This window comes from uncultured Brevundimonas sp. (assembly GCF_963974615.1).
In the GTDB taxonomy this organism is placed as follows: Bacteria; Pseudomonadota; Alphaproteobacteria; order Caulobacterales; family Caulobacteraceae; genus Brevundimonas.
Genome location: NZ_CAXBDH010000002.1, coordinates 157804 through 182474, shown reverse-complemented (window position 1 = coordinate 182474; position 24671 = coordinate 157804). Strand labels below are relative to the sequence as shown.

The window sequence follows — 24671 nt, the reverse complement described above, 5'->3', positions numbered from 1 at the left end:
AGCTGCCGCCTGTGACGGCGGAAAGGCAGGTCATGGGCGGTCAGCCAGTTCGGCGAGATCGCCCATGATGGGCGCAACTCCTTGCGATCATTGGAGGGTTCCTTTCAGTCTGATGCGCAATAGAGACGGGGGCAGCCTTTCACGGACCGGAATCCGTCAGACCGCCCCGCCGGCGCGATCATCGCAACCAAGGTCCCTAGAAGGCGACGCGCAGTCCGGCCATGACCAGTCGCGGTGCGCCGGGACGGGCACCGGCCGGGGCGAAACCGACGTTGTAGACCTCGTCGGTGGCGTTCTGGACTGTGGCGAACAGGGCCGTGGACGGGGTCAGTTCGATCTCGGCGGCGAGGTCGAGCAGGGTGCGGGCGTCGACCCGCTGACCGGCCGGAACCGGGCCCGATCCGGCCACGGCGCGGGCCTGGCTGACGTGGTTGACGGTGGCGTTGACGCGCCAGGTCCCCGCGTCCAGCCCGGCGTTCAGGGCCAGCTGGTGGCGCGGCAGATAGGGGAGTTCGTCGCCGCTCAGGACATTGCCCCACGGCTCGTAGTCGGAGTTGAAGCTGCTCTGGAAGGCTCCGTCGCTGAGCGTATAGACCAGTGACAGGGGCGCGCTGAGGCTCCAGCCGAGAGCGTGTCCGGCGTCCCAGCCGGCGGTGACCTCCAGACCCTTGACCTCGACGCCGCCGCCCGAGAACTGGTCGCCGATAGTGCAGCCGCCGCCGGTCGAGGCGGTGCAGGTGCCCAGAAGGTTGTCATAGGCGTTGAGGAAACCGATCGCCTCGAGCGACAGGGCTCCGCGATCGAAACGCAGACCGGCCTCATAGTTCCACGAGGTCTCGGGATCGACCAGCGACCCGGGAGCGGCATTGGCAAAGCCGCGGTGCGCTCCGGCCACGAGCTTGAGGTCCGGGTTCACATCCCAGGTGATCCCGACGCCAGGCAGCCAGACGTCGACCGAGGACTCAACTACAGACAGGGGTGCGCTGCGCGAGGGTGGCGAGGTCGGATAGTTTGCCCGGGTCAGGTCGATGGTCTCGTAGCGCAGGCCCGGCGTCACCGTCAGACGCCCGGCGGTGACGGTGTCGCGGGCGAAGAAGGCCCAGGCCTCGGCCGAGCTGACCCGGTTGGTCTGGGCCCCGTCCACACCACGGGTGGTCAACTCCATCAGCCCATTGTTCATGCGGTAGATGTCGTCGCGCTGGAACCGGCCCTCGCTGTCCTCATGATAACGCGCCGACAGTTCCAGCTGATGATCGAGTCCGCCGCCGCTGAACCGTGAGGTCAGGACCGTCTGGATGCCCTCGGCCAGATACTGGCGGTTGTTGTTGCGGACCCTCAGGCCGCGGTCGGCGCTGACGAAGCCCGGCTGGCCGCGCACGATGGCCATGGAGGCGGCGTTGGTCACCGGATTAGCCAGGACAGCGCTGATACCCACCCAGGCGGTGTCGCTGCCGTTGCGGACGTCGTTGAGCTTGTACCAGGCCCGCGCCGTTTCGTTGCGATAGGCGACGGTGGTCAGGTTGAGGTTTGGGGTGAGGTCGATGCTGTGGGTCAGTTGCAGGGTCTCATGGGTGACGTTCATCACGTCCTGCTGGCTGCCGGCGTAGCGACGGAAGGGGTCGGCGGCGAAGTCCTGCAGGGTCAGGCCCAGATAGGTTTCGTCCGAGCGTTCGTCATAGGTTTGGTATTTCAGTTCCAAACGCTGGGCCCGGCCGGCCCCCGACGTGGTGCGCGCGGCCAGTTTGATCACCGTGTCGTCGATATCGAAACCAGTCGAACCGCCCGAATCCAGACGTTTGAAGCCGTCGGATTCCTCATGCAGATGTTCGGCCAGACCACCGAACTGCCAGGCCCCTTCGCTGGGAACCCAGCCGCCGAGAACCGCGTGACCGCGCAGCCCGCCGAAATCACCGGCCATCAGGTCGACGGTACCGGACAGGCCTCCGGTCCGGTCGCCCGGAATGGGAGTTGAGAACATGTTGATCGAACCGCCGGTGGTCATCGGGCCGTATTTTATGGCCCCGGGTCCCTTGATGATCTCGACCCCGGTCATGCGGGCGAGACGCGGGAAATAATAGGCCGAGGGGGCCGCATAGGGGGCTGGGGCGATGGGGATACCGTCCTCGAGCAGAGCCACCCGTGCCGAGCGGTCCGTACCCGAGCCGCGGATGCCGATATTGGGCCGCAGGCCGAAGCCATCCTCTTCCTGCAGCACAACGCCGGGAGCCTGACGCAGGATACGGTTGACGTCGCTGTAGCTGAAGGTCTGCAGCAGTTCTTCACTGAGGAAGGTCGCGGCACCGCCGACCTCGCGCGCCTGTTCGCGCGAACCGGTGACGATGACCGGGGCCAGTACCGTCGGATCGGCTGCATCCATGGCCGGGCCGACAGGGGCGGCACTGACGGTGGAAGCGTGGGTCAGGGTGACGACGGCGACGGAGGCGAGCAGGCGATACATGGTCAGGGTCTCTCGAAAGGGGCCGGCATTCGCGAATGCGAACCGTTCTCGTTTTGGTGTCTACAGACTTGAGATCGATTTGCAAGAGCATCTGGAATTCCATGCCCTATCGTCTTGCCCGCTGGCCGGGGACGGCCCAGGATCGGTCATGGGCAAGAAAAAACGCGCGTACGAAAAAGAGCTGGAACGACTGCAGGTGCTGCTGGTCGAAACCCAGGCCTGGGTCATCGCCCAGGGGATCCGGCCGCTGATCGTGTTCGAGGGACGGGATTCCGCTGGCAAGGACGGGGCGATCAAGCGGATCACCGAATTCGCCGCCCCGCGCCAGACCCGGGTGGTGGCACTGCCCAAGCCGACCGATCGCGAGACCACCCAGTGGTATTTCCAGCGCTATGTGCCGCACCTGCCGGCCGCCGGCGAGACGGTGATCTTCAACCGCTCCTGGTACAACCGGGCCGGGGTTGAGCCGGTCATGGGGTTCTGTACCCCGGCGCAGTACGAGAGTTTCCTCAAGGACGCGCCGCACTTCGAACGGATGCTGACCGATGATGGCATCGTGCTGATCAAGCTGTGGCTGGACATCAGCAAGGGCGAACAGGCGAAGCGGCTGGAGGAACGGGTCGAGGACCCGTTGAAGCGGTTCAAGGTCTCGCCGCTGGACAAGGAGGCCCAGGCCCGCTGGGAAGCCTATTCGCTGGCGCGCGACCGGATGCTGTCCGAAACCCATGCCCACGGAGCGGGCTGGACCGTGGTGGCGACCGATGACAAGAAAACCGCACGGTTGAACATCATCCGCCACATCCTGCGCACGCTCGGCGGGCCGGGAGCCAAGGCCGAACGGCCGGACACCGATGTGGTCTTCCCTGCAGACGGGGCCGAGGGCCGTCTGGCCCCCTGATCAGAAGCCCAGCTCGGCGCGCAGGGCGGCGGGACTGACCCCGGCGGCGCGGATCTCGGCCAGGGTCACGGCCCTGTCGCGCTTGGCGAAGCGCTTGCCGTCGGGTCCCAGCAGCAGCGGATGGTGGCGATAGACCGGCGTCGGCAGGTCCAGCAGGGCCTGCAACACCCGCTGGGTCGAGGTGACCGCGATCAGGTCCTCGCCGCGGATGACATGGGTCATCCTCTGGGCCGCGTCGTCGATCACGGTAGCGATGACATAGCCGGCCCCGATATCTTTACGGCCCATCACCATGTCGCCGAGCTGTTCAGGCCGGGCGGTGTGCAAACCGGGGTCGGCGGTTTCCTCGCACCAGTGCAACTGATCGAACCCGCCCAGCTGGTCGCGGGCTCTATCCAGCGACAGCCGCCAGGCGAAGGCCTGACCCGCCTCCAGCCGTTCGGCCTCGTCACCGGGCGCATGGAGACCTCCGTTGAAGGCGCGGGCGTCGGCCGGATCGTCGGCGTGGGGTGCGACCCCGGCCAGGGCCAGTCGCTCCTTGTGGGTGCGGAAACAGCGGTACAGCACGCCCATGGCGCGCAGTCGCTCCAGTGCCGCGTCATAGTCGGCCCGGTGGTCGGACTGACGGCGCACCGGGGTCTCCCAGTCGAGGCCGAGCCAGGCCAGGTCCTCAAGCACCGCTGCCTCGAATGCCGGGCGGCAGCGGGTGAAGTCGGTATCCTCTATGCGCAGCAGGAAGCGGCCGCCGGCGTCGCGTGCCGCCTGCCAGGCGGTCAGGGCCGAAAAGGCGTGTCCCTTGTGCAGCCGCCCGGTCGGCGAAGGAGCGAAACGGGTGACGAATTCGGTCACAGGCGCTTCAGGGCTCCGCCGTGTTCATGGCGGTCGACCGCGTCACGCAGCGCCGCCTCGGGTACGAAATCGAACTGGGCGATCAGATCTTCCAGCGCGAACTGTGGCTGGGACAGCGCCCACTCGAGAGCGCCCGCTGTCGGGCCGCTGATTGCCGGTATCTGCAGGCCGGTGGCACGGTACAGGGTCAGGGTCTTGCGCCGGGGCAGGTCATAGGTGGTCGGGCGCGGCACCAGCCGTTCCTGGGCCATCGCAATTTCGTCGCGGAAGGCCCGGGTGGCGGCCAGGGTCGCCAGTCGCTGGCCGAGGTCGGCCAGCTGGGCCGCGAGCGGGGCCCCGTCCTCCTGCATCGCCGGGACTAGCCAGGCGCGAAAGGCAGGGTCCTGCAGGGCAGCCGATTCCAGCAATCGGAACAGGATCCGCCCGTACAGGGGAGTGACCGAGAACGTCAGGTGCAGGGAGGCCCCTTCAGTCGCCAGGGCGTCGTGATAGCAGCCGCGTGGCAGGTAGAGGACGTCGCCGGGCCGCATGTGAACCGTTTGCATCAGGGGGCCGCGGGTCTCGGCCATCCAGCGCGGGGCGTCGGCGTCCTCGACCGGAAATCCGACCGGGCTGTCGGCGCGGTTCTGATAAAGATTCCAGGTCTTTTCGCCCTCGACTTGGATGGCGAAGACATCATGAAGGTCGAAATGGGTGCCGAAGGCCTGAACCCCGCCAAACGAACAGTAGATATTGGCCCCGACCGAGGCAGCGAAAGTCTGGCCCAGCGCTCGGGACAGGGCCTGGATTTCGGGGGTCAGGTCCTGGGCATCGCCGGCGATGAGGCTGGCCCCCATGGCCATCAGGGTTTCGACCCGGGCGGGGGACGGGCGCAGGACGGACCCGGACTGTGTCTGGACCTCGATACAATAATGTTCAGTCGGAATCGGGACGCCATCATGCACCAGTTTCAGACTGGCGGCGGTCCAGATCGATGTCTGGGACAGCAGCCGGTTGAAGCATGGCCAGGTCAGGATCGCCTGTTTGGCCGCCGCAGCGGAGGCGGGAATATGCAGCGGTTTTCGGCCCTCGTAATCCGAGCGAAACCTCGCGGGGGTGATCGGAGTCAGAAGATCGTCCAGGGTGAGCATGAAGCGACGCTAAAACCGTCCCGTGTCGCTGTCGACCGAGGATCCATGGCCACCCATCCCCTGCCTGCCGAAATCGCCGCCGCGCGCGCCGCCCTGGCCGCTGCCGATCCGGCCCTGGCCCGGGCCCATGCCCAGACGCCGGTGTTCGAATGGCGGGCGCGGACCGGCGGTTTCGAGGGGCTTTTGCGGATGATCGTCGAGCAGCAGGTTTCGGTGGCCTCGGCCGCAGCCATCTGGGGGCGGGTGTGCGACGGTCTGGGGGAGATCACGGCCGCGCGGGTGCTGGAGCTGGACATCGAGACCCTGCGCGGTTTCGGCTTGTCACGACCGAAGGCGACCTACGGCCATGAGATTGCCCGGGCTCAGGACGAGGGGCGGATCGATTTCGACCGTATGGCCGGGCTGGATGATGCGGCGGCCGTGGCCGCCCTGACGGCGATCAGGGGGATCGGGCGCTGGACGGCCGAGACCTGGCTGATGTTCTGCGACGGGCGGCCGGATCTGTTTCCCGGCGGCGACGTGGCCTTGCAGGAGGCCATGCGCTGGGTCGACCGGGCCGAGGCGCGTCCGAAGGAGAAACAGGCCTATGCCCGGGCCGAAATCTGGCGGCCACATCGCGGTATTGCGGCACATCTGCTGTGGGGATGGTATGGCGGGGTCAGGCGCGGTGAGATCGCGCTGGAGGAACCCTTGCCGTGATACCGACGCCCAGCCTGGATGTGATCAGCCAGCCGATCCTGCCGACCCTGTTCTTGCTGGACTATGTCGGGGTGCTGGTGTTCGCCGCTACCGGGGCGCTGGCCTCGGCGCGTGAGAAGCACGACCTGGTGACCATGGGCTTTTTTGCCGCCATCACCGGTGTCGGCGGCGGAACCCTGCGTGATCTTCTGATCGGGGCCCCGGTGTTCTGGGTGCAGGACTGGAAATATATGGCCGTGTGTTTTTCGGGCGCGCTGGCAGTCTGGTTCCTGGGGCGGCGCGAGTGGCGCTTCCGGGCCCTGCTCTGGCTCGATGCTATCGGCCTGGCCGCCTATGGGGTGATGGGGGCCGCCAAGGCCGGAGCCATGGGGGTCACGCCGCTGGTCTGTATCGTCATGGGCACGCTGACGGCCTGTTTCGGGGGCATCGTCCGCGATCTTCTGGCCGGGCAGCCGTCGATCCTGCTGCGGCGCGAGATCACCGTCACGGCGGCGATTCTGGCGGCGGGCTCCTTTGTAGCGCTGAAGGCGCTGGGCCTGTCTAATGTGGGTGCGGCCCTGGTGGCCATGCCGCTGGGCTTTGGCCTGCGGGCCGGGGCACTGGCCAAGGGCTGGAGCCTGCCCGGCTTTCCGGGGAGTTCGGCGCGGGCCTGATATCGTCGAGCTGGTACACCGCAGTCATGGCGGAGCCGTCGAATCGAGGTTAGGCTGATTTGCGCCCAATCAGGGAAGGAGACGTGTCTTCAGTCCTGTCGCCTTTTCCCCCCTCCAGTGCACTGGCAGGGCCTGATGCAGGTCCAGTCCCGCCCCCCGTCCGGCTGGCCCGCGCTGGTGCTGAATGCCGACTTCCGCCCGCTGTCCTATTATCCGCTGTCGATCTGGCCGTGGGAGGAGGTTGTGAAGGCCGTCTACCAGGAGCGGGTCGATGTGGTCTCCACCTATGACAAGGTGGTGCGCAGCCCGTCGATGGAGATCCTTCTGCCCAGCGTCATCGCGCTGAAGACCTATGTCGATCAGGACCGCCAGCCCGCCTTCACCCGCTTCAATGTCTTTCTGCGCGACGGCTTCACCTGCCAATATTGCAGCGACACGCGCGACCTGACTTTCGACCATGTGATCCCGCGCAGCCGTGGTGGCCGCACCACATGGGAGAACATTGTCGCTGCCTGTTCGCCCTGCAATCTGCGCAAGGGCGGGCGCACGCCACAGCAGGCCAGCATGCCGATGCGCCGCGCGCCGCACCGACCTAATTCCTGGGAATTGCAGGAACGAGGCCGGAAATTCCCGCCGCATTTCCTGCACCAGAGCTGGCTGGACTACCTCTACTGGGACATCGAGCTCGAACCTTAGGGTTCTTTCTGGTTGCCAAAGGGTGCTCAAACGCCCTTGTGGTAGGCAGGTTCAGGGTTCGTTCCTTTACCGCTGATTTCTCGACTATCCTCCGAAATCCCCCCGTCTGGTGACCATATGGTGACCAGAAACGGGGCCAGAAACGCGGCCCCGACTGGGCCCGAGGAGATTCGAGTGGCTCAAAACGCCAGGTCCGGGAAAATCACGAAGAGGGTAGTCGATTCCCTGGCGCCGGAAGACGCCCGCTACACCCTGTGGGACACACAGCTGAAAGGTTTCGGCGTCCGTGTCGCGACCACCGACATCAAGACCTACGTCGTCCGATATCGAACGACCGGCGGCGCGGACCGCCTCCTTCACATCGCTCGGCACGGCGTCGTGACGGCCGAAGAAGCCCGCGAGAGGGCAGCGGCGGTTCTGGCGGACGTCGCGGCGGGCGGCGATCCACAAAGCGCCAAGGTCGAGAGGCGCGAGGAACTGACGATGTCGGGCCTCTGCGAGCTCTACATGACCGAGGGCACGGCAATGAAGAAGGCGAGCACGCTCCGGATCGATCGCATCCGGATCGATCGGCATATCGCGCCGCGTCTCGGGCGGATGAAGGTCAGTGACATCACACGGGCCGACATCGAGAGGCTGATGGTTGATGTCGGCTTGGGTAGAATCCGGGGGGAGGCAACGCCCCACACCCGAGGCGGCAAGCACGCCGCCGCTCGCACTGTGGGTCTCCTGGGCGGCATCTTCACCTTCGCGGTCGAGCGCGAACTGATCCAGACCAATCCGACGCGAGGCGTGAAACGCTACAAGGACAATCGGCGGGACCGGTTCCTGTCCCCCGCCGAACTGGGACGCCTTGGGGATGTCCTCACCGACATGGAGAAGGACGGTGGCGATCCGCGTCACATCAACATCATCCGCCTTCTGGCGCTGACCGGCGCCCGGAAGAACGAAATCGCCAGGTTGAAGTGGTCGGAAGTCGATCGGGACCAGGGCTTGCTGCGCCTCGAAGACTCCAAGACCGGCGCCAAGATCATCCGGCTGGGAAGCGCGGCGTTGAAGCTGATCGAAGGACTTTTGTCGAACGGGAGCGTCTACGTGTTTCCGGATCGTCGGCATCTGAAGCGGCCTGTCGCGAACCTGGATTGGGCATGGGTCGGAATTCGGAAACGTGCGGGGATGGAAGATCTCCGCATTCACGATCTAAGACATAGTTTCGCGAGCGCCGGCCTAGCGAGCGGTGAGGGGTTGCCGCTGATCGGCAAACTGCTGGGCCACAGTCACATCAGCACGACCAGCCGGTATGCCCACCTTGCCGACGACCCGTTGCGGGCGGCGGCAGATCGCATCAGCGAGATGGTGGCGCTGAACCTGCTACCGGCGCTGGTGGCCTCGGAAAGTGAGTAACCGGATTTAGACATGTCGGTGACCGCTTTTGACCGAGGCTGTGTGAAAACGCCGTACGGACTTTCAGTTGGCCGTGGGATTCCCTTGCAGTTGGTCCTGCGCGCGCCACAGAGCCAAAAATCGGGGGTCTGAACGCTCCGGTTTCGCCGAACAGGTCGGAGGGCGGGAGTTTTTACCCAGCCTGGACTTTAAGCCGACGTTGAGCAGGTCCGCATTCTGCTTCATCACTACCCGGCACTTCCTTACGCGGCGGCGACGCATCCTCAGCTCATGAAGTATCGCGGAGGAAAAATCAGGTTTTCAAGGAAGAGTTCAGGGGGCGTTGGTCACTTCGCAGTCCCAAGCAGAAAGTGGACGCACATCATTTTATGTGCTGAGATACATTAAATGATGTGTTCGGGCGCCTGACCTATGTCCTACGATGAGTTTGTTAATGAACTCGCGAAGGCGGGACTAACAATTCGGGAGTTCGCCGGCCTTCTGGGCATGCGGCCGAACTCCATCACCAACAACCGAAAGCGCGGGGAGGTCCCGGACCACCTGGCCATTATCGCGGCGCTGCTGTCGGAACTGCGCCTCAGCGGCGTGCCCGCGGAGCGCGTCTTCGCCCGCCTCGGCCTCAGCAAGAAGAGACCGCGCGGAGGCGCGACGGCGGGGCGTTTCGCGGGGGACAAGCAGGGGCTTCTGGAGTTGCGCTCGTGATCGAAAGCGGACCTCTCACGCTGGACATCGCCAGCGATCATTTGGGCTGGCCGGACGCACAAGCGATCTTGGATCCCCAGGGCCCCGGGGCGGCCGTATTCGCCGATCTTGTCCGTGGGAAGATCGGCCGATCGCTGGAACATCTGACGGACGCCCAGGGTGTCAGACTCGGCGTGCTGATGGCGGATCCCGAGGCGGTGACCTCGGAGCCGCCGCTGGCGATCGTCGCCGAGTTCGGTGCGCCAGTGAGCAGCGCCACGCTTCGCGAACTGCATCGGTTGGCGTGGAATTTCTCACACGCGCCAACATTGGTCACGATCGAGCCGACGATCCTGAAGGTGTGGACCTGTTGCGAGGCACCCGATCCTGAACGAGACCTCGACGCCTATCTTGTTCAAAACGTGCAATCCGACGCCCTAGCGACAGACGGGCCCAACGCGCTCGAAGCTCAGGCCGCCCGCGCGTTACACTGGATCAACCTTGTGTCGGGCCAGTTCTTTATCGCGCACGCGGCCCGCTTCCACCGCGACGGCCGTGCTGACCAAATGCTCCTGGGCAATCTGAGGCGCATCCGTGGCGTATTGGCGAGCCAAGGACTGGTCGATGACGACATCTGTCATGACCTGTTGGCCCGGATCATCTTCGTCCAGTTCCTATTCGATCGGAAGGATCAGGACGGCAAGGCCGCACTCACCCCCGCGACGCTGCATCGGCTGCAGAAGGAGGGGGTCCTCGTCGGGACCCACAGCACCTTCGCCAGCATCCTGTCGAATTACGATGACACCTACCAGCTGTTCGACTGGCTGAACGCAAAGTTCAACGGGGATTTGTTCCCCGGCAAAGGCGATACGGCGGCCGCCCGGGCGGTGGGCTGGGCGATCGAAAAGGACGCTGTCCAACCCGAACATCTGGCGTCGTTGGCCGAATTTATCAGCGGCGATGTGGACTTGGACTCACGGCAGATGTCGCTGTGGCCGCAGTACGCCTTTGATGTCATCCCACTCGAATTCATCAGCAGCATCTACGAGACGTTCGTAACCGAACGCGCCGCCCGGGACGGCATCTTCTACACGCCCCCCTATCTCGTGGACTTCATTCTCGATCAAGTCCTGCCTTGGAACGGGGCGGAATGGGACCTCAAGATCATCGACCCCGCCTGTGGATCCGGCATCTTCCTGGTCAAGGCGTTCCAACGGCTGGTCCACCGATGGAAGCTCGCCAATCCAGGCGAAACGGTCCGGGCGGAGACGCTTCGACGGCTGCTTGAGCGCAACATCTTCGGGGTCGACAAGGACGAACATGCGGTCCGCGTCGCGTGCTTCAGCCTGTACCTCGCCATGTGCGACGAGATCGAGCCGCGGCACTACTGGACCCAGGTGACCTTCCCATCCATGCGCGGGCGGCGCCTCGTCTGCTCCGATTTCTTCACCGAAGGCCATGCTGGCTTCGACACGGCGGCGGACGCCGGTTCGTATGATTTGGTGATTGGAAACGCCCCTTGGGGGGACGGCGTCATCACCCAGGACGCCAGGACTTGGTCGAAGGCCGGGCGCGCCTGGACCATACCCAATAATGACATCGGCGGCCTGTTCTTGGCCAAGGGCGCCGATCTGGTCGCCCGTTCGGGTCGGGTGGCGATGATCCAGTCTGCCAACTCGCTGCTCTTCAACATCAGTCGAAAGGCCGCCGGGTTCCGCAAGGAGATCTTCGAGAGCCACCGGATCGAGACGATCTTCAATCTGTCAGCGCTCCGCTTCAAGGTCTTCCGGCGCAAGACGCACACGACCAAGACCTCGGCCGCGCCAGCGTGTGTCGTGATCATGGGGCCGGCCAAGCCGTCCGCTGACGATCTCATCAGCTATGTGTGCCCCAAGCACGTCCGACCGCTAGTCGACGACTTCAGCATTCTGATCGAACCCCAAGACGCCCGCGTGTTGCAGGTTTCCGATGCGGTTTCGAATCCGCTTATCTGGTCGCAGCTCATGTGGGGCGCGCCTCGCGATCTACAGTTGATCCGCAAGCTGCAGACCTTTCCAAGCCTCGGGTCCCTGGCGCTGGAAACCGGGTTTCCCTACCAGCAGGGTCTGAATTTCGGCGACGGGCAGAAGGCGGCCCCCAACCTCGATGGCCGTCGAATCTTCGATCAGCGAATGTTCCCCGCCGGCGACATCCTGACTCTCGACGGCGACGCCCTGCCGATCGCACGCGATCTGAAGATCCACTCGCGGGCATCGACCGGGGTCGCCGCCTTCGCATGGCCCCAGATCATCATCAAACATAGCCTGAGCAGTCCGACGCGGCGCTTCCATGCGCGCGTCACGAAATCACAGTCCCGGGAGGGCGTCCTCCCAAACCAGAGCTATTTCTCCATCCACGCCGATGCGGCGATTCTGGACGCCGCCTGCCTGTCCCACAACTCGAACCTGGCCGTCTATTTTCACTTCCTGACCAGCGGTCGGGTGTCGGCCTATCGGCCGAAGCTGTCCAAGGACGAGATCCTCTCGCTGCCCATCCCGGTCCCAGGGGAAGCCTCGTTGGACGGGGTCGTCGACTATCCGACTCTGGATGCGCGGGTCTTCGACCTCTTTCGATTGAACGAAGCCGAACGGGTCCTAGTTGAGGACGCCTTGGCCTACACCGTCGACGGCTTTCTCCAGGCGGACGACACGTTGGGCAACGAGCCGACCTCTTCAGGTGAAACGGGCGACGAGGCGCACCTGCAAGCCTACTGCAAACACTTCGCCAAGGTGATTAAGGCCGGATTCGGCCAGAACAAGGCGCTCTCGGCGACGATCTTCCGAGCGGCTCAGGAACGCATGCCCTTGCGGCTCGTCGCCTTCCGCTTGGGAAATGGCGACGCCTCGGAGATTGGGATTCAGGACATTGAATCTCCCGCGCTCCTCCAGCAGTTAGAGCGGCTGGTCGATATGGCCGATCAGGAGGGCGGCGGCCTGTTCAACCGCCGGATCAGCCGGGTCTACGATGCGAGCAACGGCGTCCCGACCATCTTCATCGTCAAGCCTGATCAGAAGCGCTTTTGGACCCGCAGCGCCGGTCTTCACGACGGCGACGAGGTCGCCGTGGATCTGCTGGCCTGGGGGCGGCTCGGCGAGGAGACCGGCAATTGACTTGGGCCGCGACCCCGGCCCGAACCTCGGCGGACCCGGCCTTCCTGGCTCTGGCGGCGTCATGGGCGCAGGAGCCGGCGCGGCAGTTCGTATCTCTCGTCTGGCTCGCCTACGACGCCATGCGTCAGACGATGCCGTATATCGACGGCGGCGATTTGGAGCGAAGCATCACCCAGGTTCTGGAGCCGCGGATCAACGATGCGATGACCGGCTTCGAACCCTTCTATGTCCAGCATGGTCCGTTCGAGCGCGAAACCAAGCTCCCGGCCCCCGCCCAACCGCCGGAGTACGATCTTGCCTTCGTGCTGCGGGCCGACGAGCGCATCATGTGGCCGCTGGAGGCCAAAGTGCTCGAGACTCCGGGCGCTGTGGCTGCCTACGCCGACGATGTTGAAACCCAGTTCCTGACTTGCCGCTACGCGCCATTCTCGAATTCCGGCGCCATGCTGGCCTATCTGATTTCGGGGTCAGCGGCGGACGCCCTGGCCGCGATCTCTACGAAACTGGGGTGCGATCTCCACGACATCGTCGAGCATAGCGCAAGGCCGAACCGCTACTCGAAGCACACCCGACGCGTCCCCGACGGCAAGCGTTATCCGGCGGCGTTCGATTGTTTTCACTTGATCCTTGAATATCCCGAACTGACGCGAACCAAGGCTTGACCGCAGTCTCTCCGCGGCCGGGCATCCCTAGACATCAACCGGAGCTCGGGGTGGCGACCGCAACGCATTCCTACCTGCCTCATAGGCGACGTTAAGGAGGTCAACTCGCGATGAGGAAGACTTCCTGAAGCCGAGATCGGATCCGCCAGCCTGTCATTCAGGGCGAGTCGCGGGCGCGATGTCGCCGCATCTTTGCCGACCGACTCAGCGAAAGTCTGGCTCGCGCTCTCGCCAAGGCCTAAGCTCGACCGGGTTCGCGGGGTAAGCGTCGGGGAGGTGCTGGAAATGGCAGGTCAGACAGTCGTGGACGCCGCATGACCCCAAGCGAGTTCCTGTCGAAGTGGCGCGACGTCGATCTAAAGGAGCGGACCGCCTCTCAGAGCCACTTCAACGATCTCTGCCGCCTCCTCGGCGTGGCCGAACCGGTCGCCGCCGATCGGAAAGGGGAGTGGTTCACCTTCGAGAAGGGCGCGCCGAAGACGGGCGGCGGCGACGGCTGGGCGGACGTTTGGCGCAGAGGCTGTTTCGCCTGGGAGTACAAGGGCCGCGCGGCGAACCTCGATAAGGCTTTCGACCAGCTTCTGCGCTATTCGATCGCGTTGGAGAGCCCGCCCCTGCTGATCGTCTCCGACATGGAGCGCATCCGCATCCACACCAACTGGACCAACACCGTCCAGCAGGTGCGCGAGATCGCGCTGGACGATCTGGTCGACGCCGGCGTCCGCGACCTCCTGAGGGCCTGCTTCCTGGACCCAGAGTCCCTGCGCCCGACCCGGACCCGGCAGATGGTCACCGAGGAGGCCGCGAGAGAGTTCGCCCTACTTGCCCAACGCCTGCGGGACCGTGGTCACGACGCCCATGCGATCGCCCATTTCGTGAACCGGCTGGTCTTCTGCATGTTCGCCGAGGACGTGAATCTGCTGCCGGATAAGATGTTCACCCGCATGCTGGAGGCGAGCCGTTCGGCCCCCGAGGCATTCGCTGACCATGCGACGACGCTGTTCGGCGCGATGAAGTCCGGCGGGATGGTCGGGTTCGAGCGGGTCGAGTGGTTCAATGGCGGATTGTTCGATGATGAGAGTGTGCTGCCGCTCGAAATCCCGGACGTCGGCAATCTGCTCGCCGCCGCGCGGCTCGACTGGTCAGAGATCGATCCGTCCGTCCTTGGCACCCTCTTCGAGCGCGGGCTGGACCCAGACAAGCGCAGCCAACTGGGTGCCCACTATACCGACCGCGACAAGATCATGCAGATCGTCCGCCCGGTGGTCATCGAACCGCTGCGGGCCGAATGGGCCTCCGCCAAGGAGCGCATCGGCTCCCTGGTCGAAAAGGCCCCGATCCAGACGGCAGACAAGCTCCTGCGGGGGAAGGATTTGGCGGCGCGCACCAAGGCCCTCAACGAGGCCTCGGCCCTCCATCGCGCCTTCCTAGAGCGCCTGGAACGGTTTCGGGTGCTGGACCCGGCCTGCGGATCGGGGAATTTCCTTTACCTGTCGCTTCTGGCCCTGAAGGACATCGAACACCGCGCCAATCTGGAGGCTGAGGTGCTCGGGCTTCCGCGCGAGTTTCCCCGGGTCGGCCCTGAGAATGTGCTCGGGATCGAACTGAACCCCTATGCAGCCGAACTGGCCCGGGTCTCGGTATGGATCGGCGAAATCCAGTGGATGCGCCGAAACGGTTTTTCGGCGGCGCGCAATCCGATCCTTCGCACGCTGAACAACATCGACAATCGCGACGCCCTGCTAGCGCCGGATTGCTCCCGTGCCGACTGGCCCGACGCGAACGTCGTGGTGGGCAATCCGCCCTTCCTCGGGTCCAAATTCCATCGAAAGGGCCGACCGGCGACCCGGACTAAGCCCGCGCTTAAGGGCCTAGGCGACGACTATGTCGACACCCTCTATGCGGCCTACCGCGGCACCGTGCCGGCCTCGGCCGATCTGGTAAGCTACTGGTTCGCCCAGATCGCCTTCCTCGTCGACCGAGGCCTGTCAGCGTTCGGGTTGATCGCGACGAAGTCAATAGGCAAGGGCGCCAGCAACCGGCCCTTGGCGGAACTCGTCGCCGGGACGGACCTCGACATCTTCAGCGCGTCGAGGAACGAGCCTTGGATCGTCGATGGAGCCGAGGTGCGGGTCGCCGTCATCTGTGCGATGCGGTCGCCAAGCGGGTTCGAGCTCGACGGAAAGGCGTCCGGACCGATCAATCCGGACCTCACGACGGGTCTGGACGTCAGTAAGGCGGGCCCGCTGCGCGAGAACCGAAACGTTGCCTTCCAGGGGGTGAAGCTGAACGGTCCGTTCGAGATCGACGGTGGGCTCGCGCGCGCTTTCCTAAAGGAGCCCAGCAATCCGAACGGCCGGCCGAACGCCGACGTGGTCCGACGGTTCGTCGGCAACGACGACGTCACCATGCGGGACCAAGATGGATGGGTCATCGATTTCACCAACGTCCCCGCGCTCGAGGACGCGGCCCTCTATGAAAAGCCGTTCCAGCACGTGAAGACCGAGGTCTCCAAACACCGGCAGACCCGCGAGGTCGGCAAGGCTACCGAGGTCGACCGCCTGGAGAAGTTTTGGTTGATGCAGCGCCCCCGGCCCAAGCTGCGGCTTGCAGCGGCCCCCTACGGCCGGGTGATCGCCGTGCCCGAGACGAGCGAGCATCTCCTCTTCCGATACCTCCCGAGCGCCTCCGTATTCAGCGGCAGCTTGTTCGCCATCTGCCGGGACGACGACGTCGCCTTCGGGGTGCTGAGCTCCAAAATCCACGCCGTCTGGGTTCGCGCCCACGGCAACCAGCTGGGCGTGGGAAACCAGGGCCGATACAACGCCACGCGGACGTTCTTGACCTTTCCCTTCCCCGAAGGCCTGACGCCGAACCGGCCGGCCGACGCTTACGCGACGGCACCGCACGCCGGCGCGATCGCCGCCGCAGCAAGGCGTCTCGACGAGCGGCGCGAGGCTTGGCTGAACCCGCCGGAGCTCGCGGGACCGACCGCCGAGATCGTCGCCTACCTGCCCGACCGCCATCTTCCCATTGACGAAGCGGCCGCGCACGCCCTAGCGAAGCGGACCCTGACCCACCTCTATAACCAGCGACCCGACTGGCTCGACCAGGCTCATAAGGCGCTCGACGCTGCCGTTGCTGACGCTTACGGCTGGGGCGAAGACGAGCGGATCGGCTCGCTGACCGATACCGAGATCCTCGCTCGCCTGTTTCAGCTTAACCAGCAGAGGCGTTGATCAATAAGGGTCAGATGGACCGTTCAGCCGGCTGCGGATCGGACGTCGACTTACGGGCGACGGTTGAGCCAACCGCGCATTTCGGACAGGTGCCAGCCGGAGGGGCAAGTGGCCGGACAAGACGTGCTTGTCCGAGAATGTAGGCAAACTTCGGACATTCATTCTTATCCGTAGCTGGTGAAGTTTCGCGTTAACCGCTGCCCGGAAATTCACTACCTCGTTGAGCCAGCCGACGCCTTACGTTGACGATGGGAATGCCTCGTCGCGGTTCGCCGGCCCGGCGTCCTCCTCAGCGTCGTCGTCGCGCTGGGCGTTTCGGCCGACCATCGTCGCTCGGGCTAGGATATCTTTGGTGAACAGATCGAGATGGATGCCCGCGCCGGCGGGCATGGTCGCGACGGCTTCGGCGGAGGCGGCGATCTCGGCCTGAATGCGGTCGGTCAGGGCGATGACGCGCCGGACGGTCGCCGCCGGAGCCAGGCCGCAGGCCTCGGCCATGCGTCGCCAGTGGCGAGCCTGAATATGGCGGCCGCGCACCTGACCCCCGACGGCCTGGGCGTGGTTCTGGGTGATGCCGTCCCAGGACAGGCCGGACATCAGGTCATAGAGTGGCGCCAGTCGAGGCGCCGCCGACGAGAGGAGCAGGGAGTAGTTCTTGGCGTGGGAGTCGACGTTGCCGATGGCGACGTTGAAGATCACCGCGTCCAGTAGTCGGGTGATGTCCACGGCGGTCATGTGTTCCCTGACGAGGGCGAACATGGCCGCAAGCGACACGCCCGGAACGCCGATCTGGCTGCGTTCGTATTTGGCGCCCGGTGGGAGGCCCAAGGCTTGGCAGAAGTCCTCCTGATGCAGGCGAACGACGTCGCCGACACCCCCTTGGCGGTCATAGCGCTCGACCAGGAGATAAGACCGGTCGCCGGCCTGACCCGTGGTGACCTGAGCCGTCGGCAGGCGGCATCGATCCGCCAGCACCATGCACAGGGCTTCGTTCTGGACGCTGCCAGTGAGGCGAGGATTGTCGGGCTTGAGGATGTGGGTCGACGGCGCGCCGTTCACCGGCACGGCGATCTCACCGTCCGTGACGGCGACAGGCAGTTTATCCTGCGCCCCGGCGAGGCTCATGGTGACGCCTTCGTCGCCGACCAGGAACGGCTTGCGCGGCAACTCCTCGATGATCCGCTCCAGGGCGCCGGGTGTCGCCACCGGGCGATAGTCGCCGTGCGTCACGCGCGGGCCGCCGACGCGCAGCGCGCCCGCCAAGTCTCCACCGGTGGCGGAGATCAGGCCCAGGACGTCCTCCTGGGCGACGCCGAGCGCCCGTTGCATGGCGCGCATCGGCTCGCCCTCGGGGAGCAGGTTCATCAGCCACGGCAGGACGACCTCGGGCGGCGAAGCCTCTTCTCGAACAGGCATCGACAGGGAGACGGGGAAGGCCTCAGGCGAATGCCGCCAGCCGTCGGCGTAAGTGAGGGTGGGGCCGGACGCGGACGGCGCAATCTCCGCCACGAGCCGGTCGGCGAAAAAGAGGCCAGGCATCAGGGACGCCCCGCCGTATTCTCTAGTCGGAGACCCACGGCCTTGGCGGCGGCCAGCGCCTTCCCGAGTTGGGCAGTCGCCTTGCCGCCTTCCAGGTCGACGATGAACCGTTCGCCCGTGCCGATCGCCAGGGCGAGATCGCGTTGAGTCAGGCCCAGCGCACGGCGCGCTGCGGCAATCTGTTGTCCAAGATCCTGAGCCGTCGAAATCATGACTTTCTTCCCGTTCGGGAAGATAGTGCACGAGAGATCGCGGATCAAGCCCATCCTTCCCGATCGGGAAGAAAAGACTTCTAGGCCTACAAAGCAAAATGAAAACATCCCGATCGGGAAGATTAAAGGGGGTGGGTTATGATGTCTGCCCTACCTCCTATTCACCGCATGGTCGCCCAGCGCGTCGCGGATGCGCCTATCCGCGAAGCTGAGCGGCGCAGTAGGCGAGGGCTTGGGTCATGCGGGCCTCGACCGTCTTTGGTCGGATCCCGAGATTGTCGGCCGCACTGGTCAACGGTCAGACCGAGGGCCAGATCACCAAGCTCAAGCTCGTCAAACGTCAAATGTACGGCCGGGGAAACCTAGATCTGCTCCAGGCAAGGCTGATCGGCTCAACACCCTGATCCCATCACCAAATCTGCGTCAGAGCCCCTTTTCCACGCCGATCCACACGTATCGGTGCCGATCGCGCCGAAAAGGAGGTGAGGACGTTCGTGGAAAGGGCTCTGGAAATCTGGCCTGCGCTGCTCGACGAGATGCCCATAACCGATGATAAGGCGACGCTCTTCTTGGAGCGTCTCCATACGCTGCGTCTCGTCCAAGAGGTCTCGGCCGACTAAGAACATCAAGGGTGTTCTCGGTCCGCATTCCGTGGATTCCAGAGTTGTCGCGGTTTGCGAATAAATGGGAAGGCGCTGTGGCTGCAGAAGTTTTCGCGTCTACGGCGCCAAAATAGAACTGGCATTTCAAATAGGATCGATACAGACGGCGCTCCAGAAATGGGAGCTTCGGTGAGGCACCCCGTCAATCGTCTTTGATATGCCAAGGCGATATCGGCATCAGATCCCGGTCCTCATAATCCAGGGGCGAGACAGGCGTCGGCGTGAGAGGATCGATGCGGTCAGCATGCCGGGAGTTTTCCGTCACCCACAGCGATGCTTCCTCGGACAGAACGCCGGCGGGCTCGCGACAGGAAATCTCGAAGGCCGTGATGAACGCCCGCATCCTTTGGGCCCTCTCCCAGGCCAGTGACTGCGCCTCCAGATCGTCGAGTTGCCGTTGCGCCGTGGCTCTTTCCCAACGCAGGGCTGCGCGTCTGGCGTTTTCCTCTTCGGCGCGCTGCTCCCGGATCGCGGCTTTTCGCTTCGCTTCCGTCGCGGATCTAGCCGCAAGGTAGAGACCGACCATCACCTCGTTGAGACAGTTCTCAACCTTCCGGGTTCGGCCGTCCTTCCAGAGGCTGCGCACGCCGTCCCGGTATTTGGCCGAGGAAATCTGGATGGTCATCACCCCGCTCGGGACAAAGTCATACATCGGTGCGGTCGAGTACCCGTATCGTCGCGTCCAGGCTTTTTCAGCGTCCGTCGATTTGTGCACCTGACGCTGGGACGCTTCCTCAATGGTGATCCGCTCGGGTTCGTCTGCGATCATGATCCCAGCACCGACGGGACCGGCTCCTCCGGTGCGGATTTCGATGCGACGTGTGGTCAGGCCCTTGGTGAAGGCGTCGATCAGACCGACCGCCCGATCTATCGATCCAGGCGGCACGCGGACTCGAAACGGATCCTGACCCTCATAGACCACCGCTCCGTATTTATCGGGTTCGGCCGCCTTCAGCGCCTTCAGCACGCGCTTGGCGACGGGATGCATATCACCGCCCTCGGCCGGCACGAGAATGCGATTTTCCGCTCGGGCTTCAGATTCGATCAGGGGCGCGAAGTTGTCGTTCATGGGCTGTCTGACTGGAGGTAGCGAGGCCGCTGTAAACTCGACCATGTTGCCGGTTTTCGATCTCGGCAGCGGAATAGGCTTCGGGGCGCGGCCAGCGGCGGCCTGTTGTCGATATCCTTGAGGCGGCAACGGGATGTCGTGCCGAACACACACCTTTCTGAGCCCCACATCCGAAAGGCCAAACCGCTCGGCCAGCTTGGTCAGGGGTTCACTCCAGATCAGACGATAGAGGTCGGCTCGGTCGATACTGTGATGGGCGGTCATGGGCAAAAATCTGAACAGAAGTGGAGAGGGCCTGCGTCGTACGTGCCACCTGACTCTTGGCGGCCGGAATGACAATCAATCGAGGGGAATCGGGAGGTAACAGAGGCTCAGCGACAGGGGAGCAGGGCAAGATAAAATCCGGCTTGCGACCCTGAAGGATCGTCGCGCCGGGTACATCTGGGGAGTGGAGTCGGTGGAGCGGCGGCCGGGGCGCGGGAGCGCTGCGATGACCGACAAGCGAGAGACTGACCTGTTTGATTTCCGTCCGCCGATGACCGCCCGGCGGGAGAAGCCTCCTCTCGGAAAGGTCGGGCGCGTCTCCGGCCTCGGCCGGGCGACACTCGACATGTCGCCACGTCAGAGGGCGCAGCATTTTTCGGCCAAGACTCAAACGACCCGCATACGGCCGGTGAAGGCGGCGACGGGAGGCCAGCGCCGCGTGATGGTCAAGGCGCGCGTCGTGAAAATGGGACCGGCCGCCAGCAAGGCCCTCATGACCCACGTCCGCTATGTCGAGCGCGAAGGCGCGGGCGAGGCGGGCGCCGAGGGCCAGTTCTTCGACAAGAGTTCGGACGCCGCCGATGCGCCCGCCTTCGCCCGGCGTTGCGATCCGGACCGGCATCATTTCCGCCTGATCGTGAACCCGGAGGATGGGCGGGACCTGCCTGATCTCAAGGCCTATGCCCGCCAGTTCATGGAGCGGGTTGAGCGGGACATGGGGACCTCGATCGACTGGGTCGCCGGCGCGCATTTCGACACCGGTCGTCCGCATCTGCATATCCTGGTGCGGGGCAAGCGGGACGACGGTCGCGATCTGGTTCTGCCGCGCGACTACGTCAGCCACGGGTTGCGCGGGCGCGCCCAGGAACTGGCCACGGAGATCCTCGGTCCGAGGCAGGAGATGTCCGCCCATGCCGAGCGGAACCCGACGGCGGATCGGTTCACGGCGATGGACCGGACCCTCATCGGTGCGGCTTCGGACGGACGCCTGTCTCTCACCGATGTGCCGGAAGTGGTGCGCGGAGACGCTCTGCGTCGCCTGGTCCATCTGGAGACCGGAGGCTGGGTCACACGGGAAACCAGCGAGACCTGGCGCCTACCCGGCAATCTGCGCGAGCGACTTCAGGCCTTCGGTGAGCGCGAGGGAAGGGAGCGGGCGGCGACGAAGGCCCTTTGGGGTGGCGAGTGGTCGGGGCAGCTGTCACGACTTGAAGCGGTGGCTATGGAGCCGGGCGACCGGGTGGTCGGCGCCTACGGCGGATTGGCGCCCATGGGGGCCTATGACAACGGCGCGCAGGTCCTTGTCCTGGACATGGCCGACGGGCGGCTGGGGCATCTGCGTCTTCCGACCGTACAGGCTGCCTTGGCGCTGGATCGCGTCGCGGAGGGCGCGATCGTCGAGGTGCGCGCGGCGGCACTGAAAGCGCGGCCGGCAGACCAGACGATTGCGGAGGTCGCAGCAGAGCGGGGCGGCATCTATTCGGCGGCGGAGCATAAGGCGGCGCGTCCGGCGGATAGTGACACCTTCATAGAGCGGCATACTCGTCGTCTGGAGGCCATGAGCCGGGAGGGAGCCTGCGAGGCTCTCGGGGATGGGCGTTTCCGCGTCCCACAAGAGTATGGCGCTCGGGCCGCAATGGCGGATAGGGCCAGGGATGGAAACGCCGCCATGGAGGTGCGGGTCCTCGATGCCAGGCCGCTCAAGGATCAGATCGACGCGAAAGCGCACACCTACCTCGACACCCTCCTGGCCAAGGACGCACAGACGTCGATGCAGGGACCGTTCGGTGATGCCGTGCGCCGGGCGCTGCCCCAACGCGCGGCGACCTTGCGCGGTTTGGGCTTGGGGTCAGGCGATCCGCTGGCCTTGGGCGCCAAGGATGTCCATGCGCTGACGACGATAGAAATCCAGACGGTGTTCGAAAAGCTCGGCGCTCACGGCAAACCCGTGTTCATGGCCGCCAGCGGACAGGCCTTCTCCGGGGTCTACATGTCGAAGGTGCAGGTTGGCCGTCAGCCGTTTGCGGTGGTCGAGGGTCGGCATGCGATCACCCTGGCGCCGTGGCGCGCCGCGCTGGAGGCGTGCCGGGGTCAGGCGATGACGGGCAGCGTCCAGGCCGGCGTCGTCGACTTCCGCTTCGGGCAACAGGCCGGTCGCCGCACCGGTCTGGAACTGTGATCGGTCACAGGGAAGGCCGATGGCGGTCCCCTGTGGGCTCATCCCATTCGGCCGCCCGACGCGGCTGGCTGGACGAGGACCTCAGACCGGTGAGCTGACTGCGCGCCCAGTCGTGCAGCAGGCTTTTCGGATAGTAGGGCGTGCGCCCGAGATGGGTGCAGGGCGGGCCGTCTGATCGGGTGCAGAAGATCTTGGCCAAGGTCGAGGGCGAACGGCGAATGCCCATACGCAGAAGCTCGGTTGATGCCTCTTTGCGGGTCAGCAGGGGATCTTCGGCGCCGCGAAATTGAAACTCAGTCATCGGTTACTCCTCACTTTCCCTTCCACGCTGTCGTCAGAAAGCTGGGGAAACAAGGGGGCAACATCTGGACGAATCGGGCAAGATCGGCGCTCGGCGCAACAGAGTTGTTTCAGGCCATTTCAGGCTTATTCAGAGATGTTTGGAACGCGAACTCTCCTCCCGAGATCGTGAACTTACCTCTCGTCGGCGTGAGGATTGCTGACCTTTGATAGGGTTTGATCGGACTTGGTCCGACGTGATTCTTAATTCCCGTTTCGGAGGCGACCTGCGCGTCTAGGGCGCTTCGCGGAGGCGTGGCACGCTCTGCGTCTGGCTTGGCCTGGCCGCGATGCAGGTCAGTTTCGTCGTCCGATTTTTCAAAGATGCGTCGCTCGCGGTGACTGCCTGCGTAAGCCTACCCAGCGCGGCGGCGAGCGAAGTCTCGACGGCCTTCGGGGCCATCCCAAGGTACAGCCCGATTTCGGTATAGGTCATGCCCGCCATCCGATTCAGGAGGAACACGTCGCGCAGGTCTATGGGCAGTTTCAGGATCGCCCGAACAAGGACTTGTCCATCGTCCTTAGTCGGCCTTTTGCGGCGGGTCTTTGGTCGAGGCTTTGAGGGAATCATCCGCCACCCCTCTCTCCGTCCGCGATGATGGTCTCGACCGTAGTCAGCAACTCGGCGATAGCTCGGTCGGCGGCGGTCGGTGGCAGTGGCATCACCGGTCTGGCCAAGCCTCTCGACAGAGCCCCAGACGCGTACAGCGGGCTGAGGAAGTCGGCCAATTCGCGCATTCCTTCGGGACGTCCTTCAACCCGGCACGCCGGACGCACTTCAACGCCTTGGTCAGGCCATGGCGAAGGTGGACCCGGTTCCATTGATCAGTCATCCCGCGATGAATGAGGTAAGCCTTCAGGCCGACCTCGATGGCGATGGCTAAATAATAGGCCGACGTCCCAGCGTGCCGGTCCCGCTGACTGCGGGCCATGGCATGAAATGACCGGGCGTTCTTAGAGAACGCCGCCGCGAGGTGGCGATCCGTTCCGCGCCGCCGACTGGTCATGACCGATCCTGCATCCGCTTCAGGTCCCGCACGGCCCGTGTGATCATTCCATGCACGACGCGGTTCTCTTCCGCCGGGAGAAGCCGCTCGGCGATCCGCAAGCTGGCCGTCACGATTGCGACGTCATCTGTGGGGTCGGTCGGCAGTGCACGCAGCCAGCGGCGAAGGCGCCGGTGGATCAGGCTCAAGGTGGTGTCGAGATCGGACAGGCCGGTGGTCTGCTCTACCTCGGCTCGCGCTGCGTCTGACGAAGCAAACCATCCAACTTGCCTCTCCAGATGCATGTGGAGTTCGCACCAAGCGTCCAGCAGGCGAAGCCGGTGATCATCGAGCGCAAGCCATCTCTCGTGCGTAGACAACTTCGACCCGTCAGACATGTTTGATCTCCCGCGCAGTCGCCCGGTCGCTCAGTCGGCGCTGAACGGTGGAGTTTGATGGAATCTCCCCTACACTCGACCGAATTTCGATGACTAAGTCAACGAAATTCCGTCACGCGTGGAGGAATTTCGATCATGATCGACGCTGCGCAGGTCCGAATGGCCAGAGCTGGGGCAAACCTGAGCGTCAGAAAGTTGGCGGAACTTTCCGGTGTCGCCGACTCTACGATCCTGCGGTTCGAGACGGGAAAGGGCGCTATTTTGGCGACCAATATGGCTCGCATCCAGCGCGCGCTAGAGGAAGCTGGCATCACCTTCATTTCCGCAGATGCGTCCGGTGGTCCTGGAGTCCGGCTCAACCCCTGAGCGTCCCGAAATGCGCAGGGGCAGGCCTTCAGTCGGGCTGCCAGCAGTCTGTGGGGCGAGCACGGAGGGGTACCAGCGACGGCGTAGCCGCCATTGGTGGGGCAACGCCAGGCCAGCCTGCTCCAGCCTAGCGATTTCA

Annotated in this window: 20 protein-coding genes; 11 read left to right on the top strand and 9 right to left on the bottom strand. The window is 64.6% G+C overall.

Annotated features, from left to right (window positions below):
- Positions 1 to 196: 196 nt before the first annotated feature.
- Positions 197 to 2458, bottom strand: a complete 2262-nt coding sequence (locus AAC050_RS02185; protein ID WP_339913405.1) for a TonB-dependent receptor — start codon at positions 2456 to 2458, stop codon at positions 197 to 199.
- Positions 2459 to 2606: 148 nt separating this feature from the next.
- Between AAC050_RS02185 and ppk2 the strand changes: the two genes are divergently transcribed.
- Positions 2607 to 3356, top strand: coding sequence for a polyphosphate kinase 2 (gene ppk2 / locus AAC050_RS02180; protein WP_339913404.1), 750 nt, complete (start codon positions 2607 to 2609; stop codon positions 3354 to 3356).
- Here ppk2 and gluQRS read toward each other — a convergent pair whose 3' ends face one another.
- Both gluQRS and AAC050_RS02170 read right to left on the bottom strand, forming a co-directional pair.
- Positions 3357 to 4205, bottom strand: a complete 849-nt coding sequence (gene gluQRS / locus AAC050_RS02175) for a tRNA glutamyl-Q(34) synthetase GluQRS (RefSeq protein ID WP_339913403.1) — start codon at positions 4203 to 4205, stop codon at positions 3357 to 3359. It lies immediately after the preceding gene.
- Entirely contained in the window at positions 4202 to 5335 is a 1134-nt protein-coding gene (locus tag AAC050_RS02170) for a cupin domain-containing protein (RefSeq protein ID WP_339913402.1), read from the bottom strand. The genes gluQRS and AAC050_RS02170 overlap by 4 nt, the downstream gene beginning before the upstream one ends.
- Positions 5336 to 5380: 45 nt before the next feature.
- Here AAC050_RS02170 and AAC050_RS02165 point away from each other — a divergent pair, with 45 nt between their 5' ends.
- The 8 genes from AAC050_RS02165 to AAC050_RS02130 all read left to right on the top strand — a co-directional run bounded on the left by AAC050_RS02165 (position 5381) and on the right by AAC050_RS02130 (position 16518).
- A complete protein-coding gene (locus AAC050_RS02165; RefSeq protein ID WP_339913401.1) occupies positions 5381 to 6034 on the top strand; it encodes a DNA-3-methyladenine glycosylase 2 family protein in 654 nt (217 codons plus the stop codon).
- Positions 6031 to 6687, top strand: a complete 657-nt coding sequence (locus AAC050_RS02160; RefSeq protein ID WP_339913400.1) for a trimeric intracellular cation channel family protein — start codon at positions 6031 to 6033, stop codon at positions 6685 to 6687. The genes AAC050_RS02165 and AAC050_RS02160 overlap by 4 nt, the downstream gene beginning before the upstream one ends.
- 135 nt (positions 6688 to 6822) lie before the next feature.
- Positions 6823 to 7383, top strand: a complete 561-nt coding sequence (locus AAC050_RS02155; RefSeq protein ID WP_339913399.1) for an HNH endonuclease — start codon at positions 6823 to 6825, stop codon at positions 7381 to 7383.
- Positions 7384 to 7557: 174 nt separating this feature from the next.
- The gene (locus AAC050_RS02150) at positions 7558 to 8787 is read left to right on the top strand and encodes a tyrosine-type recombinase/integrase (RefSeq protein WP_339913398.1); all 1230 of its coding nucleotides are present in this window, start codon (positions 7558 to 7560) and stop codon (positions 8785 to 8787) included.
- 411 nt (positions 8788 to 9198) lie between these two features.
- Positions 9199 to 9489, top strand: a complete 291-nt coding sequence (locus tag AAC050_RS02145; protein ID WP_339913397.1) for an XRE family transcriptional regulator — start codon at positions 9199 to 9201, stop codon at positions 9487 to 9489.
- The gene (locus AAC050_RS02140) at positions 9486 to 12617 is read left to right on the top strand and encodes an N-6 DNA methylase (protein WP_339913396.1); all 3132 of its coding nucleotides are present in this window, start codon (positions 9486 to 9488) and stop codon (positions 12615 to 12617) included. Before AAC050_RS02145 ends, AAC050_RS02140 begins: the two co-directional genes overlap by 4 nt.
- On the top strand, positions 12614 to 13279 hold the full coding sequence (locus AAC050_RS02135; protein ID WP_339913395.1) for a hypothetical protein: 666 nt from the start codon (positions 12614 to 12616) through the stop codon (positions 13277 to 13279). Before AAC050_RS02140 ends, AAC050_RS02135 begins: the two co-directional genes overlap by 4 nt.
- Positions 13280 to 13593: 314 nt before the next feature.
- Entirely contained in the window at positions 13594 to 16518 is a 2925-nt protein-coding gene (locus AAC050_RS02130) for a DNA methyltransferase (RefSeq protein WP_339913394.1), read from the top strand.
- A 237-nt stretch (positions 16519 to 16755) separates the two neighbouring features.
- On the opposite strand, the gene AAC050_RS02125 is transcribed toward AAC050_RS02130, so the two are convergent.
- The 3 genes from AAC050_RS02125 to AAC050_RS02115 form a co-directional block, all read right to left on the bottom strand.
- Positions 16756 to 18057 carry a type II toxin-antitoxin system HipA family toxin gene (locus AAC050_RS02125; RefSeq protein WP_339913393.1) on the bottom strand — a complete coding sequence of 434 codons (1302 nt, stop codon included), beginning with the start codon at positions 18055 to 18057 and terminating at the stop codon, positions 16756 to 16758.
- Positions 18057 to 18317: a helix-turn-helix domain-containing protein gene (locus AAC050_RS02120; protein WP_339913392.1), complete on the bottom strand. Its 261-nt coding sequence runs from the start codon at positions 18315 to 18317 to the stop codon at positions 18057 to 18059. The genes AAC050_RS02125 and AAC050_RS02120 overlap by 1 nt, the downstream gene beginning before the upstream one ends.
- Before the next feature lie 756 nt (positions 18318 to 19073).
- Entirely contained in the window at positions 19074 to 20264 is a 1191-nt protein-coding gene (locus AAC050_RS02115) for a hypothetical protein (protein WP_339913391.1), read from the bottom strand.
- A gap of 442 nt (positions 20265 to 20706) precedes the next feature.
- Here AAC050_RS02115 and AAC050_RS02110 point away from each other — a divergent pair, with 442 nt between their 5' ends.
- The gene (locus tag AAC050_RS02110; protein WP_339913442.1) at positions 20707 to 22443 is read left to right on the top strand and encodes a DUF3363 domain-containing protein; all 1737 of its coding nucleotides are present in this window, start codon (positions 20707 to 20709) and stop codon (positions 22441 to 22443) included.
- A 4-nt stretch (positions 22444 to 22447) separates the two neighbouring features.
- Here AAC050_RS02110 and AAC050_RS02105 read toward each other — a convergent pair whose 3' ends face one another.
- The 3 genes from AAC050_RS02105 to AAC050_RS02095 form a co-directional block, all read right to left on the bottom strand.
- Positions 22448 to 22744, bottom strand: a complete 297-nt coding sequence (locus tag AAC050_RS02105; protein ID WP_339913390.1) for a hypothetical protein — start codon at positions 22742 to 22744, stop codon at positions 22448 to 22450.
- A 273-nt stretch (positions 22745 to 23017) separates the two neighbouring features.
- Entirely contained in the window at positions 23018 to 23353 is a 336-nt protein-coding gene (locus AAC050_RS02100) for a sigma-70 region 4 domain-containing protein (protein ID WP_339913389.1), read from the bottom strand.
- A 432-nt stretch (positions 23354 to 23785) separates the two neighbouring features.
- Positions 23786 to 24166, bottom strand: coding sequence for a hypothetical protein (locus tag AAC050_RS02095; RefSeq protein ID WP_339913388.1), 381 nt, complete (start codon positions 24164 to 24166; stop codon positions 23786 to 23788).
- 135 nt (positions 24167 to 24301) lie between these two features.
- On the opposite strand from AAC050_RS02095, the gene AAC050_RS02090 reads away from it, so the two are divergent.
- Complete coding sequence (locus AAC050_RS02090) at positions 24302 to 24532, top strand: helix-turn-helix transcriptional regulator (protein ID WP_339913387.1); 231 nt, start codon at positions 24302 to 24304, stop codon at positions 24530 to 24532.
- Positions 24533 to 24671 lie beyond the last annotated feature (139 nt).